This window comes from Pseudomonas sp. Larv2_ips (genome assembly GCF_963879675.1).
Lineage (GTDB): Bacteria > Pseudomonadota > Gammaproteobacteria > Pseudomonadales > Pseudomonadaceae > Aquipseudomonas.
On record NZ_CAWOAW010000043.1, the window covers coordinates 147,225 to 163,252 of the forward strand.

Annotated in this window: 3 protein-coding genes; 2 read left to right on the plus strand and 1 reads right to left on the minus strand. The window is 64.3% G+C overall.

The window, feature by feature from the left end; genetic code table 11:
* Positions 1-269 precede the first annotated feature (269 nt).
* Complete coding sequence (locus tag AACV02_RS30625) at positions 270-12,953, minus strand: autotransporter-associated beta strand repeat-containing protein (protein WP_372239719.1); 12,684 nt, start codon at positions 12,951-12,953, stop codon at positions 270-272.
* A 303-nt stretch (positions 12,954-13,256) separates the two neighbouring features.
* Between AACV02_RS30625 and AACV02_RS30630 the strand changes: the two genes are divergently transcribed.
* Entirely contained in the window at positions 13,257-15,065 is a 1,809-nt protein-coding gene (locus AACV02_RS30630; RefSeq protein WP_106579619.1) for a monovalent cation:proton antiporter-2 (CPA2) family protein, read from the plus strand.
* A 73-nt stretch (positions 15,066-15,138) separates the two neighbouring features.
* Positions 15,139-15,696: a hypothetical protein gene (locus AACV02_RS30635; protein ID WP_119736049.1), complete on the plus strand. Its 558-nt coding sequence runs from the start codon at positions 15,139-15,141 to the stop codon at positions 15,694-15,696.
* The last annotated feature ends 332 nt before the right edge of the window (positions 15,697-16,028 follow it).

Sequence of the window (16,028 nt, forward strand, 5' to 3'; positions counted from 1 at the left end):
CAAACGTCGCGATTCACTATTTTTAATGGGCGTATTCCCAGATTGAAACACAGCGTGTGGCGAGCGGGCTTGCCCCGCGTTGGGTTGCGCAGCAGCCCCGGATTCAGCCGCTGCGGAGTATCTGACACATCGCATCCTTGTTTGAAGAGCTGCTTCGCAACCGAACGGGGGCAAGCCCCCTCGCCACAAAGAGCGTGCCTCGGCACTGGGCTCATCAAAAACCCCAAAAAAAACCGCCCTTACGGGCGGTTAAAGGTGCTCGGCCTTGATCAAAAACCGAGGGAGAAACTGACGGTCATCGCGTGGTCCTTATCGTTACGCGAGAGTTGACCCGAGTAGCCCAGGCCCAGCTTGCCGTTCTGGCTGATCTGGTAATCCAGCCCCGCCTCCAGAACCGCACTGTCCTTGGCAATCGGTACACCTTGGGTGCTGAACGAACCCCCGCCGTTGATAAAGCTCAAGTCGGCGTCGGGCTTGGTATCGCCGAAGGCGTGGCGCCAGCCGATGCTGCCCCGCGGGGTGATTTTCGAGCCGTTGCCCAGGGTGATGGTCTGGCCAACACGCACGCCCAAGGTGGAGAAAGTCACGTCCTGATCAGCATCGCCGCGCAGCGCCGCCGACCCGCCTTTCTCCTTGAGTGTGTCGCTGTCGTAGTTGACGTAGGCCAGGCCGGCGAACGGTTCGACTGCCACGCTGCCGGCTGTGAGGGTGTAGCCCACTTCACCGAACACTTGCGCGCTGCGTGCCTTGTAATCGGCTTTCAGACGCTGACCTTCGCCAGCGACCGCCACGTCGCGTTTGCTTTCGATGTCATGCCAGCTGTAGGCCACGCCCATACGCGCGGCGAATGCTTCCTGTTGGTAAGCGGTGTAGGCCATCAAGTGGTAGCTGTCGACGTCGGCGCTGGAGCTGCGGCGCTTGGCGTCCAGGTCGCTGCGGGTGTAGCCGGCGGCCACGCCGACACGCCAGGCGTCATCCACTTGCTTGTCGGTGCCAAGCAGGAAGCCGCCAAGGTTGCGGTCCAGCTTGGCAGCGTTGCTGTCGCCGCCCATATGGCCCCAGGTGCCAAGCACGCGCATCCAGCCGACCATCTCGCCATGGCAACCGGCACTGCTCAGGCGGTTTTCGCTTGGCGCCAGGCTGTTGCGTGGGTCGTCCTCGCGATAGCAGCCAGGTTGGCGCAGGCGCTCGTTGACCGCGTCACGGATGTAGCGCGAATCCTCAAGCATTGCGCTGGCGGTGCTGGCGTGGATCTCGCCGGACAAGCTGTCAAAAGCGGCACGCGCCCCGGCAGCATCGGTGTTGAGCAACGCATTTTGCACCGCGGCCCCGCCCACGGCGGCGCCTCTGTCGAGTGCAGCCGCCACGCCACGCTGGTTACCGGTGGCCGCTACGCTGGCGTAACTGACGTTATTGCGGCTGACCGCCAACGCCACTTGGGTAGGGCTGTAGTCCAGCGAGGTGGAGAGGAACGCCAGGTTCTCCAGGTTGGTGTTGCTGAACGTGCCGTTCACCGCGCCGGCTGTCAGCAGGGTGTAGGTGGTTGCCCCGGTGTACGGCGCCAGGTTGATCACATTCAGGGTGCCGCCCAGGTTAGCCGTGCCGCCGACCGCCAGAGAACCGCTGACCGAAGGCGTGATGACCAGGTTCAGTGCGCCCGTGCTGGCGTTGGTGAAGTTACCGGCCACTGTCAGCTTGCCGCCATCGGGTGTCACGCTGCCGTTGTTGACCAGCGAACCGACACTGCCGTTACCGGTCAGGCCCGCGCCATTGGCGACCGTCACCTGCCCGCCGAACACCGTGCCCGGATTGGCCGCGTTGCCGACTTGCAGCACGCCTTGATCCACTGCCACGGTGCCGCTGAACGGCTGATTACCGGTCAGCAACAGCGCCCCGGCGCCTTGTTTGGTGAGGCTGCCGGTGCCGGTCAACGTGCCCTTGAAGGTGCCATTGGTGGCCTGCACGAACAGCATGCGCGCATTGTTCAAGAACCGGCCTTGCAAGCTGAGCGTGTTACCGGCCAACGTACCGCCGCTGACGGTAGTGCCACCGGTGTAGGTGTTGGCGCCGGTCAGCAACAAGGTGCCGGCATCAAGTTTGTTGATCGCCCCGCCGCCCACGATCGGCGCAGCAATCTCCGTGGTGACGCCCGAATTGACCCGCACCACCGCCGTGCCGGTAGGCGACAAGGTGCCCCCTGCCCCCGCCGTCAGCGTGTAGCCAGGGTCAAGAAATTGCAGCCCGGTAAAGCCTTGGTTGCCGACCACGGTGACCGTGCCGCCCTGCCCGCCAAACACGGCAAACTGGTTGTTCGACGCCTGGCCTTGGGTGCCGGTCGGATCGGTCCAGTTGGTGCCAGGGCCCCAGGTGCCGCTGCCACCGGTGATGGTGCCGTCGGGGTTGGTGGTGCCGCCGTTCCAGAACTGGATTTGCCCGGGTGCGGTTTGCACCAGCAGGTTGAGCTGGTTGGCGAGTGCCGTCTGCAAGGTCAGGTCGCCTGCGCCGACGGGCAGCGTGCCAAGGGTCAAACCGTTGTCGGTCAGGCTGCCGCCGTAGCGGAACAGTTGATAAACGCCGGCACCAAAGCCGCCCGCGTCAGTGACGTTGAGCGTGCCATCCAGGGTCAGGTTACCCGCCACATTCACCGCCGTGGTCGACGCACCCGGTGCGCCGAGGGTGAAGTCCAGCGTGGTGCCGGACGACAACGCCAGCGAACCGACCGACAGCGGCGTCGCCGCCCCGGCCCTGAGCACCGAACCATCGGCCATGTTCACTGCGCCGCCCAGCGTGCCGCTGCCGCCGAGCGTCGCGCCGTTGGCAACCTGTACCGCCGCACTGTTCAACGTGCCATTGACCAGCACGCTGCCCGCGTTTACGTTGGTGTCGCCGGTGAAGGTGTTATTGCCGGTCAGCAGCAACGCGCCGGTGCCGGTTTTATTCAACACGCCGGCGCCGGTGAGGTTGCCGGTGTAGGTGCCGTCGGCGCCCTGCTCGAAGGTCAGTGTCGCGTTGTTGGCAATCGCCCCTTGCAGGCTGGTGGTATTGCCGGTGGTGTTGCCGCCATTAAGTGTGGTGCCACCGCTGTAAGTGTTGGCGCCGGTCAGCAGCAACGCGCCAGGGCCATTTTTTACCAGGCTGCCGGTGCCGCTGACCGCGCCGTTGAGGGCCAGGTCATGGCTGCCGGCCAGCGTCAGCGGGCCACCCAGGTTGATGGCATTGGCCAGTTGCAGGTCGGTGCTGGTATCCAGAGCGGCAGCGCCGCCAACGGTCAGCGCGCCGGTGCCGAGCGCTGCGTTGTTGCCCAGGACCAGTTGGCCGGCATTCAAGCCGGTGCCGCCGCTGTAGGTGTTGGCGCCGTTGAGGGTCAGTGTCGCCGCGCCTTTTTTCAACAGGCTGCCGTTGCCGCTGAACCGGCCGTTGAGCGTCAGCGCACGGCTGCCGCCAATGGCCAATGCGCCGTTGAGTACCGCAGCGTTGTCGAGCGTGACGGCTGCGTTGCTGTCCAGCGTGGTGCCGTCAGCGGCCGTTAGCGTGCCTGTGCCCAGCGCGCTGTTGCTGCCCACCACCAGCGTGCCGCCATTGAGCGCGGTGCCGCCGGTGTAGGTGTTGCTGCCGTTGAGCACCAGGGCGCCGCTGTCGAGTTTGGCCAGGGTGCCCGCACCAGCCAGGGTCACGCCCAGGGTGGCGGTGGCGTTCGGGTCGACCCGAATCGCGGTGTTGCCGGTGCCGCCGTTGACCAGATTGAGCACGCCCGCCGTGCCGGAGGCCAGGTTATAGCCGTCGGTGACGAACTGCATGCCGGTAATCGTTTGCGTGCCATCCACGCTCACGTTACCCGCAGCGCCCTGGAACACTGCAAAACTGCTGCCCCAATTCTGGTTGAGCGTGCCATCGACATTGGTCCAGTTGGTGAGGCCGGTGCCCCAGGTACCGTTGCCGCCTTCGATGGCGCCATTGCCGATCAGGTTGCCGCCATCCCAGAATTGCACGGTGGTATTGGGCGCCGTCACCAACACGTTGACCTTGTTGCTGATGGCCGTCTGCACCTCTACGTCACCCGGGATCACACTGCCGGGCAGCGTGCCGAGGGTCAGGCCGTTATTGGTCAAGGCCCCGCCGTAATTGATGATGTTATAGACGCCGCTGCCGAAACCACCGACATCGGTGACGTTAAGGTTGCCGCCCAGGGTCAGGTCGCCGCCGACATTGAGCAGCCCATTACCGCCACCCACCACCGGAACGCCGAGTCCGACGTCCAGATTGGCGTTGCCGCCCAGCACCAACGAGCCCACCGACAAGGTGCTGCCGGTGTTCAGGCCGATGTGACCGCCGTCGGCCACCGTCACGGCGCCCGCCAATGAGCCGGTGCCGGTCAGGGTCGCGCCGTTGTTGACCGCGACGGTGCCGCTGGCCAGCGAGCCGCTGACATTCAAGGTGCCGCCATTGACGTTGGCGGCGCCGCTGATGGCGTTTGCGCCGGTCAGGTTGAGCGCGCCGGTGCCGTTTTTATCCAGGTTACCGGCGCCGTTCAGCGCCCCCGCGAAGGTGTTGTCCAGGTTGCTGCCGCCCACCGCCAGGGTAGTGCCGCCCGCCACCTGAACCGTGCCGTTGCCCGCCAGGCTGTTGAGGTTGGCATTGCCACCCAGGTTGAGACGGGTGCCCGCGCCAACGTTGACGCCCGACGTGTTACCCAGCGCTCCATTGCCCACGGTGGTCACACTGCCGCCCACCACCGTGAGCGGGCCGGCGAAGGTGTTGTTGGCGCTGAGCAGCAGGTCTGCAGCGCCGTTCTTGATCAGCGCCGCGTTGCCCGCCAGTACACCGGCCAGGGTCAGGTCATTGCTGCCGGCCACGCTGAGGTCGGCGTTGAGATTCACCGCGTTTGCCAGTACCAGCGGCGCACTGTTGTCCAGCGTGCCCGCGCCACTCAAGGTCAGCGCGCCCGAGCCCAGGGCGGTGGCGGTGCCAATGGTCAGCGTACCGGCATTGAGGGTGGTGCCGCCGCTGTAGGTGTTGGCGCCATTGAGTGTCAGGTTGGCGGTGCCGTTTTTGCTCAACGAACCGCTGCCATCCACCACGCCGTCAAGGCTCAGGCCATCGGTGCCGCCGACGGTCAGCGCAGCATTGAGCGTGGTGTTATTGGCCAGCGCCAGTGCAGTGCTGGTGTCCAGCGTTGCCGCACCGTTGACGGCCAGCGCACCGCTGCCCAGTGCCGCGCCGTTGCCCAGGGTCAAGGTGCCTGCATTCAACTGCGTGCCGCCGAGGTAAGCATTGTTGCCGTTGAGTGTCAGGTTGCCCGCGCCGCTTTTGGTCAGGCCACCGGCACCGGTGACCAGGCCGTTGAGGGTCAGGTCGGCACTGCCGAGAATGCCCAGGTTGCCCGCCAGGTTCACCGCATTGGCCAGGGTCACGGCGGAACGGGTGTCGAGGGTGGTTCCGGCAGCGGCATTCAAGGCGCCGGCGCCCAACGCGGTGTCGGAAGCCAGAATCAGCCCGCCGGCATTCAGCGCGGTAGGCCCGGCATAACTGTTGTTGCCACTCAAGGTCAGGCTGGCGATGCCATTTTTGATCAGGCTGCCGGTGCCCGCCACCGTGCCGGCCAGGGTCAGCGCATTGCTGCCGCCAACCGTCAGCGTGCCGTTGACAGTCACGTCGTTGGCCAGGCTGACCGCAGCGTTGCTGTCCAGGGTTGTGCCGTTGGCCGTGGTCAGCGCACCGGTACCCAGCGCGCTGTTATTGCCGACCACCAGGGTGCCGCCGTTGAGCACGGTGCCGCCGGTATAGGTGTTGGCGCCGTTGAGCACCAGGGTGCCCGCGTCCAGTTTGGCCAACGTGCCGCCACCGTTGAGCGTGACGCCCAGCGTCGCGGTGGCGTTAGGGTCAACACGCACGGCCGTATTGCCGCCGGTGCCGTTGAACAAGGTCAAGGCCCCCGCCGCGCCGCCGACCAGGTTGTAGCCGTCGGTGACAAATTGCAGGCCGGTAATTGCTTGAGCGCCGTCCACGGTGACGGTACCCGCCGCGCCCTGGAAGATCGCGAAGCTGTTGGGGCTCCAGGCAGTGTTGGCCAGGCCGTTGAGGCTGGTCCAGTGGGTGCCGCCGGCATTCCAGCTGCCGGTGCCGCCATCGACAGTGCCGTTCGGCAACAATTGGCTGCCATCCCAGAACTGCACGTTGGTGCTGCCATTGACCAGCAAGTTGATCTGGTTGCCGATGCTGGTCTGCACATCCAGATCGCCCAGCGACACGTTCACCGGCACGCTGCCGAGTGCGAGGCCGTTGTTGGTCAGGCTACCGGTGTAGTTGATCAGGCGATAGAGACCGACGCCGAAGCCGCCGATATCGTGCACATTCAGCGTGCCGTCGAGGGTCAGGTTACCGCCCACATTGATCAGTGCCGTGCCGCCGGTGGACGCCGCGCCCAGGCCCGCATCAAGGTTGGAGTTGCCATTGAGTACCAGCGAGCCGACGGTCAGGGCATTGCCCGAGTTCACCGCCAGATGGCCGCCATCGGCAATGTTCACGTTGCCCGCCAGGGTGCCGGTACCGCCCAGGGTGGCGCCGCTGGCGACGCCCACAGTGGCGCTGCCCAGCGAACCGTTGACGAGCAAGCTGCCGGCATTCACCTGGGTATCACCGGTCAGCGAGCTGATGCCGCCGAGGGTCAATGCACCGCTACCGATTTTAGTGAAGTTGCCCGCGCCGGTGAGCACGCCACCGAAGCTGCCATCCAGGTTGTTGCCGCCCACACTCAACGTGTTGCCGGTGCCGACCTGGGCCACGCCGTTGCCGCTCAGGGCGCCGAGGCTGGCCGAGCCGCCCAGGTTCAGTTGCGTGCCGCTGCCGAGGTTGACCCCGGCGCCTACGCCCAGCGCGCCATTGCCCACCGTGGTCAGGCTGCCGGCTTGTACATCGAAGAGGCCGGAGAAGCTGTTGTTGCCGGCCAGATTCAGGTCGCCGGTGCCGGTCTTGATCAGGTTACCGCTGCCCGCCAGCACGCCGGTCAGGCCCAGGTTGTTATTGAGAGCGCCCACCGTCAACGCGGCATTGACGTTGACCGCATTGGCCAGCACCAAGGGAGCAGCGGTGTTCAGGCTGGCTGCACCGCCGACGGTCAAGGCGCCAGTGCCCAGGGCGGTTGCGGTGCCCAGGGTCAGGGTGCCTGCATTCAGGGTGGTGCCGCCTTGATAGGTATTCACGCCAGCGAGCGTCAGGTTGGCCGCGCCGTTCTTGACCAGCGCCCCGTTGCCGCTGAGCACACCGCCCAGGTTCAAGTCGTTGCTGCCGGCCACCGTCAGCGCGGCGTTCAACGCCACGTTATTGGCCACGGCCAGCGCGGCGCTGTTGTCCAGGGTCGAGGCGCCGCCGACGCTCAGGTTACCCAGGCCCAGGGCGGTGCCCGTTCCCAGGGTCAGGGTACCCGCGTTCAGCGTCACGCCGCCGAGGTAGCCATTGGCACCATCGAGTATCAGGTTGGCCGCTCCGTTTTTGGTCAGGCTGCCCGCACCGTTGATGCTGCCCGCCAGTGTCAGGTCGGCCGTTCCGCCGATGCCCAGGTTACCGGCAAGATTGATCGCGTTATTGGCCGTGACCGCAGTGCTGGCGTCCAGCGTCGTGCCGTTGGCCGCATTCAAGGTGGCGCTGCCCAACGCCGTGTTGGAAGCCAGGATCAGCCCACCCGCGTTCAAGGCCACCGGGCCGAGGAAGGTATTGGTGCCGCCCAATGTCAGGTTGGCCGTGCCGTTCTTGATCAAGCCGCCGACGCCGCTGACCGCACCGTTGAGGCTCAGCGCATTGCTGCCCGCCACGCTCAGGTTGCCGTTCAAGAGCAGCGCATTGCCCAGGGTCACTGCGGCATTGCTGTCCAGTGTCGTGCCGCTCACCGTCGTCAACACACCGCTGCCCAGCGCGGTGTTGCTGCCAACCACCAGCGTGCCGCCGTTGAGCGTGGTGCCGCCGCTGTATGTGTTGGCGCCACTGAGGACCAGGGTGCCGGTGTCGAGTTTGTTGAGCGTGCCGATGCCGTCGATGTTCACGCCGATGGTCGCGGTGGCACCTGGGTCAACACGAATGGCAGTGTTGCCGGTGGTGCCGTTGACAGCCGTCAATTGCCCGCCGGCGCCGCTGACCAGGGTGTAGCCGTCGGTGGCGAACTGCATGCCCGTGAACAGTTGCGGCCCTTGCACCGTGACGGTGCCCGCCGCGCCTTGGAACACCGCAAAGTCGCTGGCCCATGCCTGGTTGAGCGTGCCGTTGACGTTGGTCCAGTTGGTGCCGGCGCTGGTCCAGATACCGGTGCCGCCATCCACGGTACCGTTAGGAATGGTCTGGATGCCGTCCCAGAAACGAATATTGGCGTTGGGCGCCGATACCAGCACGTTGACCTGGTTGCCCACGGAGGTTTGCACCACCAGGTCACCCAGGCCAAATCCGACCGGCACACTCGACACATTCAGGCCCAGGTCGGTGAGCACGCCGGTGTAGTTGATCAAGCGATAGACGCCAACGCCGAAACCACCGGCATCGGTCACGTTCAGGTTGCCGGCGAGGGTCAGATTGCCGCCCACATTCAGCAAGGATGTCGTCGACGGTGCGCCCAGGGCCACATCCAGATTGGCGCCCGCACCCAATGTCAGCGCGCCGGCCGACAAGGTATTGCCGCTGCTCAGCGCCAGGTGCCCGCCTGTGTTGATGTTGACTGTGCCCAACAGCGAACCGGTGCCGGTCAGGGTGCCGCCGCTGTTGACATCGACCAGGTTGCTGCCCAACGAGCCGCTGAGGTTCAGGGTGCCCGCATCGATGGTGGTGTTGCCGGTGAGGCCGTTGATGCCGGTGAGGTTGAGGGTGCCGATGCCGACTTTGGTCAGGCCGCCGCCGCCACTGAGGTCGCCGTCAAAGGTGCTGGTGGTGTTGAGGCCGCCAACGCTCAGTGTGGTGCCTGTGCCGAGCTGCACCGAACCGCTGCCGGTCAACGCTGCAAGGCTGCTGTCCACGCCGAGGTTGAGTGCCGCCCCGGCGCTGATGTTGGCGCCGGAGGTATTGCCCAGGGCACCGGTGCTGAGCGTGGTCACGCTGCCGGAGAGAATATTCACCGCACCGGTAAAGGTGTTGGTGCCACTCAATGTCAGGTCAGCCAGGCCATTTTTGATCAGGTTGCCGGCGCCGCTGACCACACCGTTCAGGTTGAGGTTGTTGTTACCGGCGACGGTCAGGTCGGCATTCAGCGCAATGGCATTGCCGATGCCGAAGGATGCGCTGTTGTCCAGGGTCGCCGCGCCACCGACAGTCAACGCGCCGCTGCCCAGGCCATTGGCGTTACCCAAGGTCAAGGCCCCGGCATTGAGGGTGGTGCCGCCGCTGAAGGTGTTGATGCCATTCAAGGTCAGGTTGGCGGCGCCGTTTTTGATCAAGGGGCCAGTGCCGCCGATCACGCCGCCCAGGGTCAGGCCATTGGTGCCGCCCACGCTCAGGCCGGCATTGAGGGCTACGTTATTGCCCAGGTTGACAGCCGCGCTGCTGTCCAGGGTAGCGGCGCCGCCAACCGTCAAGTCGCCAAGCCCCAGGGCGGTGTTATTGCCGACCGTCAACGTGCCGTTATTGAGCGTGGTGCCGCCCAGAAACCCATTGGCGCCATTGAGAATCAGGTTAGCCGCGCCATTCTTGACCAGGCTGCCTGCGCCATTGACCAGCCCGGTCAGTGTCAGGTCGGCAGTGCCGCCGATAGCCAACGCACCGGCAAGGTTGACCGCGTTGTTCAAGCTGGCTGCGGTACTGGCGTCCAGGCCGGTACCGGCGGCGGCATTCAGCGTACCGGCGCCGAGCGCGGTGTTGGCACCGACCACCAGCTTGCCGGCGTTGAGCGCCGTATTACCCAGGAATGTATTGGCACCGTTCAGGACCAGGTCGGCCGGGCCGTTTTTGATCAAGCCACCAATGCCCGCGACGACGCCATTGAGGGTCAGCGCGTTGCTGCCACCCACGGTCACGGTGCCGCCCAGGTTTACGTTGTTGCTCAGGCTCACCGCAGCACCGGCGTCCAGTGTGGTGCCGCCCGTTGCGTTCAACGCGCCAGTGCCCAGCGCGGTGTTGGAGCCAACAACCAACGAACCGGCGCTCAGTGCAGTGGGGCCGGTATAGGTGTTGACACCGTTGAGGGTGAGACTCGACGTGCCGGTTTTGACCAAACCATTCGCGCCGCTGATGACGCCGTTCAAGGTCAGCGGGCTGACGCCGCCTGCCGTCAGGCTGGCGTTGAGGGTAACCGCGTTATTGAGGGCGAGCCCCGCATTGCTGTTCAAGCTGGCTGCGCCGCCCACGGTCAGGGCACCGGTGCCCAGCGCGCTTGCGTTGCCCACTGTGAGCGTACCGCCGTTGAGCGTGGTGCCGCCCTGGAAGGTGTTCGCAGCATTGAGCACGACGCTGGAAACGCCGTTTTTGATCAGGCCCGAGGCGCCATCAATCACGCCGCTGAGGGTCAATGGGGTGGTGCCGGCCAGGGTCAGGTCGGCGCCCAGGTTGATGGCATTTGCCAGGTTGACACCCGCCGCGTTATCCAGCGTCGAAACACCGGCCACGCTCAGCGCGCCAGTGCCCAAGGCCAGGTCGTTGCCGACGTTCAACGTGCCGCCATTGAGCGTGGTGCCGGCGAGGAAAGTGTTGGCGCCGCTGAGAATCAGCGCGGCCGTGCCATTCTTGGTCAGCCCGCCTGCGCCACTGAGGACGCCCGTCAGGCCAAGGGTATTGCTACCGGCAATGTTCAGGTTGCCGGTCAGGTTCAGGCCGTTGTTGAGGTTGATTGCACCGCTGGCATCCAGCGTGGTGTTGTCGGCGGTGGTCAGCGTGCCGCCTGTGCCCAATGCCGTGTTGTTGCCCAGCACCAGCGCACCGGCATTCAGGCTGGTGTTGCCGGTGAAGGTGTTGGCACCTGTGAGGCTTAATGCAGCGGCGCCGTTTTTGATCAGGCCCCCGTTGCCGGAGATGACGCCGCCAAGGCCCAGCGCCTGGGTGCCGCCAACCGTCAACGCGCCCGTCAGATTGACGGCGTTGCCGAGGGTGACCGCGGTGCTGGCGTCCAGCGAGGTGCCCGCTGCGGTATTCAGCGCGCCCGTGCCCAAGGCGGTGTTGGAACCCACCACCAGGCCACCGCCGTTAAGCGAGGTGAGCCCGCTGCGGGTGTTGTTGCCGGTCACGGTCAGCAGGCTTGCGCCGGTTTTGATCAAGCCACCGACGCCGGACATCACGCCAGCGAGGGTCAGCGGGTTGGTGCCGGTCAGCGTCAGGTCGCCGGTCAGGGCCAGGTTATTGTTCAGTGTCGGCGCCCCGCTGGCGTCCAGGCTGGCATTGCCCGTCACGCTCAAGGCGCCGCTGCCCAGGGCATTGCCACTGGTCAACACCAACGTGCCGGCGCCCAGGCTGGTGGTGCCGGTGTAGCCGCTGTTGTTGCCGCTGAGGGTCAGGCTGCCGGTGCCGGTTTTGCTGATGCCCGACGCGCCGCTGATCGCGCCGGCCAGCGTCAGGGCGCCGGTGCCGGTGGCCGTCATGGCACCGTTGAGGGTGATCAGGTTGTTCAGGTTGATCGTGCCAGGCGCCGACAGTGACGTCGCGCCTGTGAACGTCACCGTGCCGGTACTGAAAGCCTGGTTATTGCCCAGTTGCACCGTGCCGCCGTTGAGCGTGGTGTTACCGAGGTAGGTGTTGATGCCGGTCAGGGACAGTTGACCGCTGCCGACCTTGGTCAAGCCCCCGGCGCCTGAGACTACGCCGGACAACGTCGTGGCGTTGGTACCCTGGACCGTGAGACCGCCCGCGCCGAGCGACACCAGATTACTGACGTTCAAGCCCGCGTTGCTCGCCTGCAGGACCCCGCCGTTGGAGGTCAGCACGCCGCTGCCAAACGACGCATTGTTATTGAACTGCGCAACCCCGCCATTGAGCGTGGTACTGCCCGATACCAGCGGACCTTGCAGGGTCCAGGTGCCACTGTTGATCGTCAGGTTGTTGAAGTTGACGTAATTGGCGCTCGACGCAGTGCCCACACCCGTAGTACCGCCGCCGACGCCGACAGGGTTCTGCAGAATCAGTGAGTTGACGCCCCCCGCACCGCCATCGACCGTGCCCGTCGGGCCAAAGGTCAAATTGATCCCAGCCAGGCCGCCCAACCCCACACTGACCTGGAGACCGTCGCCCACGCTCACGCTTGAGCCGGTAACGGCAGTGAAGGTGTTGGTGCCGTTCGCCCCCATCGAGACGCCGCCCGTGATCGCACCGGCGTTGGTGAACGTGTTGCCCGCCGCAGAGGTTTCGAACGCCACCCGACCATTGATAACGCCGGTGCTGCTGTTGACCATGTTGACTTGGGAACCGCCGTATACCCCGACCACCGGCGTGTCGGCCAGCGTTATGCCGCCCACCGACAAACCGGTGGAGGTAATCGTGCCGTTGTTGGTGATACTCGTGGTGCCGGTCGCTGCGTTGTTAACTGAAAGCGCCAGGCCGCCGAGGCTCGTGAGATTGAGCCCAAGCAACATCCCGGTGCCGCGCATGATGCCACTGGCATTGTTGAGTACGCTGACCGTACTCGACGCGCCAGTGCCGATGAAAGCGCCACCACTGAGTACCGACACGAGGCCCAGAAGTGCCGGGTCGAGGGTGCCCGAGTTGTTCAAGCTGATGTTGACGCCGGTGAGGTCCAGCACGTGGCCGCCCAGCGTCGCATTCATCTGCGCGCCCGCGTTGACGTTCACGGTCAAGCCGTTGGTGGCGCTGCTGAAGTTATTCAGAAACAGCGGCAGGCTCGGCACGCCCGTACAGGTCACGGTAGAACCTGCCGTCGAACAGGTGGCTAATGCCTCAGGACTTGCCAGGCCAACCATCAACCCGACAATCCCGAGTCGAATGGCCATGTTCAGAGGGGCGATACGCGATACACCGGCAGCAGCAAGTCTTCTATCCACGTCCAACTCCTTCGTGGTCCAAGCTTTCATCCATGAATGCGCAGAAGCCCAACGCTATTGACCCACACGCATCGAATTCGAAATACCTGACCGTGGTGACAACTGATCTAGTTTGTCGAAACGGTAGTAGACCTACAGAAAAGTCATTGAATTAAATGGTATTAATACTTTCGTAAGCGCCCGGTAAGAATGGGACTACAGCCAATATCCATTGCCTGTCGCGTCAAAAATACAAGTTTCGAAATGTAAAAAAGCGCTCTAATGGCGCCCTGTTGATTGGCTTTAAAGATCCTGGAGTTCGCAATGCCCCATGAAGGCAACCTGTTACAAGCAGCCGTGGTGTTCCTGCTCGCCGCCGTGCTGACCGTGCCGTTGGCCAAGCGTCTGCAACTGGGCGCAGTGCTGGGTTATCTGTTCGCGGGTGTGATCATCGGCCCTTCTGTATTGGGCCTGATCGGCAACCCGCAAAGCGTGGCGCAGTTCTCTGAATTGGGCGTGGTGTTGCTGCTGTTCATCATCGGTTTGGAGCTGTCGCCCAAGCGTTTATGGGTGATGCGCAAAGCGGTGTTCGGCGTGGGCCTGGCCCAAGTGTTGCTGACCGGGCTGGTGATGGCGGTGGTGGCGTTGTGGCTGTTTGGCCAAGCCTGGAACAGTGCGATTGTGCTGGGCCTGGGCCTGGCGCTGTCCTCCACCGCGTTTGGGCTGCAAAGCCTGGCCGAACGCAAAGAGCTGAATCAGCCGCACGGGCGCCTGGCGTTTGCGATTCTGTTGTTCCAGGACATCGCCGCGATTCCACTGATCGCGATGGTGCCGCTGCTGGCCGGCAGTGATCACCCGACCACTGAAGCCCAGGGCTTGCAACACGTGTTGCAAATACTCGGCAGCATCGCGGTGGTGATCATCGGCGGACGCTACCTGCTGCGTCCGGTGTTTCGCATTGTCGCCAAGACCGGGCTGCGCGAAGTGTCCACCGCCACCGCGCTGCTGGTGGTGATCGGCACGGCCTGGTTGATGGAGCTGGTGGGCGTGTCGATGGCCCTCGGCGCCTTCCTCGCCGGGCTGCTGCTGGCGGACTCCGAATACCGCCACGAACTCGAGGCGCAGATCGAACCGTTCAAGGGCCTGTTGCTCGGCCTGTTTTTCATCAGTGTGGGCATGGGCGCCAACCTCAGCCTGCTGCTCAGTTCGCCGCTGGTGGTGATCGGCCTGACCCTGCTGTTGATCGGCTTGAAGCTGCCGCTACTGTATGCGGTTGGCCGGATGGCAGGCGACCTCAATCGCGAGAGCGCGCTGCGCCTGGGCGTGGTGCTGGCCGCCGGCGGTGAGTTTGCCTTTGTGGTGTTCAAGATCGGGCGCGACCAGGGCCTGTTCGAACCGCACCTCTACGATGTGTTGGTGCTGACCATCACGCTGTCCATGGCCGTGACGCCGCTGCTGCTGTTGGTGTGCCCAAAGCTGTTCAAGCCCAAGGTCAAACCGGTGGAAGTGCCGGAGGAATACCGCGCCATCGAAAGCGATGCACCGCGTGTGGTGATTGCCGGCATGGGCCGTATGGGCCAGATCGTGGCGCGGATTCTGCGTGCGCAAAACATCTCGTTTATCGCCCTCGATACCTCGGTGGAAACCATCGAGCTGACCCGCAGTTTCGGCGGTATGCCGGTGTTCTACGGCGACCCGCAGCGTCCGGAAATCCTGCACGCGGCCAAGGTCGATCAGGCCGAGTTCTTCGTGATTGCCATGGACGACCCGGAGATCAACATCAAGACCGCCGAACTGGTGCGCAACCTCTACCCGCACATGAAAATCATCGCCCGTGCACGTAACCGCCAACACGTACACCGCCTGGTCGACCTGGACGCGTCACCCGTGCGCGAAACCTTTTACTCCAGCCTGGAAATGAGCCGCCGCACCCTGGTGGGTCTCGGTCTGACCCAGGCCCAGGCCGATGCGCGCATCACCCGTTTCAAAAACCATGACCTGCAAGTGCTCGCTGCGCAACACGCGGTATATGACGATGCGGCCAAGGTCATGCAAACCGCCCAGGAAGCGCGTACGGAACTGGCGCGGCTGTTTGAGATGGATCGGCTTGAGGAAGAGTCCGACAAAGTGTGAGGACAGGGATGAACGATCTGGCGAGTTTTCTGACAGAATACGCCGCAATTTCGTTCATCCACTGGAGCGCTTCATGGCCACTTTCACCAAGACCGCCGTCCTGCTGGCCCTGGCGCTTACCGTCGGCGGCGTGTTCGCGGCAACCAAGCCGACCGCTACACAAACCATTTCGACGCTGGGTGGCAAGTTCACCTTCAACTTGCCCAAGGCTTACGTCGCCGACACGCTGCCGACCGGCAAGGTTGAGGACGGCACCGCCGACACCCAGGGCACGCTGTACGCCAACTCGACCACGAAAAGTGTGGTGATCGTGGCTGAAACGGTGCGCAACGACGGGGCCACAATCAAAGACAATGACCCGCAGTTTCTGGATGGCGCCGTGGCTGATTTCGTCAAGGACCAGAGCGCTGCCCTGCCTGATTTCAAGAAGCAGAACGAGAAGAAACTGAGCTTCAAAGGTCTTGGCCTGCGGCAGGTCGACAGCACGGCCACCCAGGGTGGCGGCAAGACATTGAACTCGACATTCCTGGGTGGCTCGGGCAATCACTTGCTGGTGATTCAGGCGATTTCGCGGGCGGATGATGTGAAGGGGCATGCGGAGTTGGTGAAGCAGATTACTGGGGGTAAGTAGTCGGGTTTTGCGGGTGATTGAGGGGGTGATGGGCGGTGAGTAGTGCGGGGTGTTGCAGGGGGCCGGGGGCATATCCGTTGTGGGGGTGATGGCGGATATCGGTTCCGCTCTTACAGCGGGTCACTTTTGAAAAGCGCAAAAGTAACCAAAACGCTCTTGCCCCACCACTCGGCACCTCGCCTAGGCTCGGTGTGCCCTCCCTCCGGTACTACGCAGCGGGCCGCCGCGACGGGCCGTCCCTGCCCCGTCGCGGGTAAACCGGCGTCCTGCCGGTTTACCCGCTCCGTACTACCTGCGTTCGGCCAGCGTGGTTTAACGGGGCGCCTAAGATC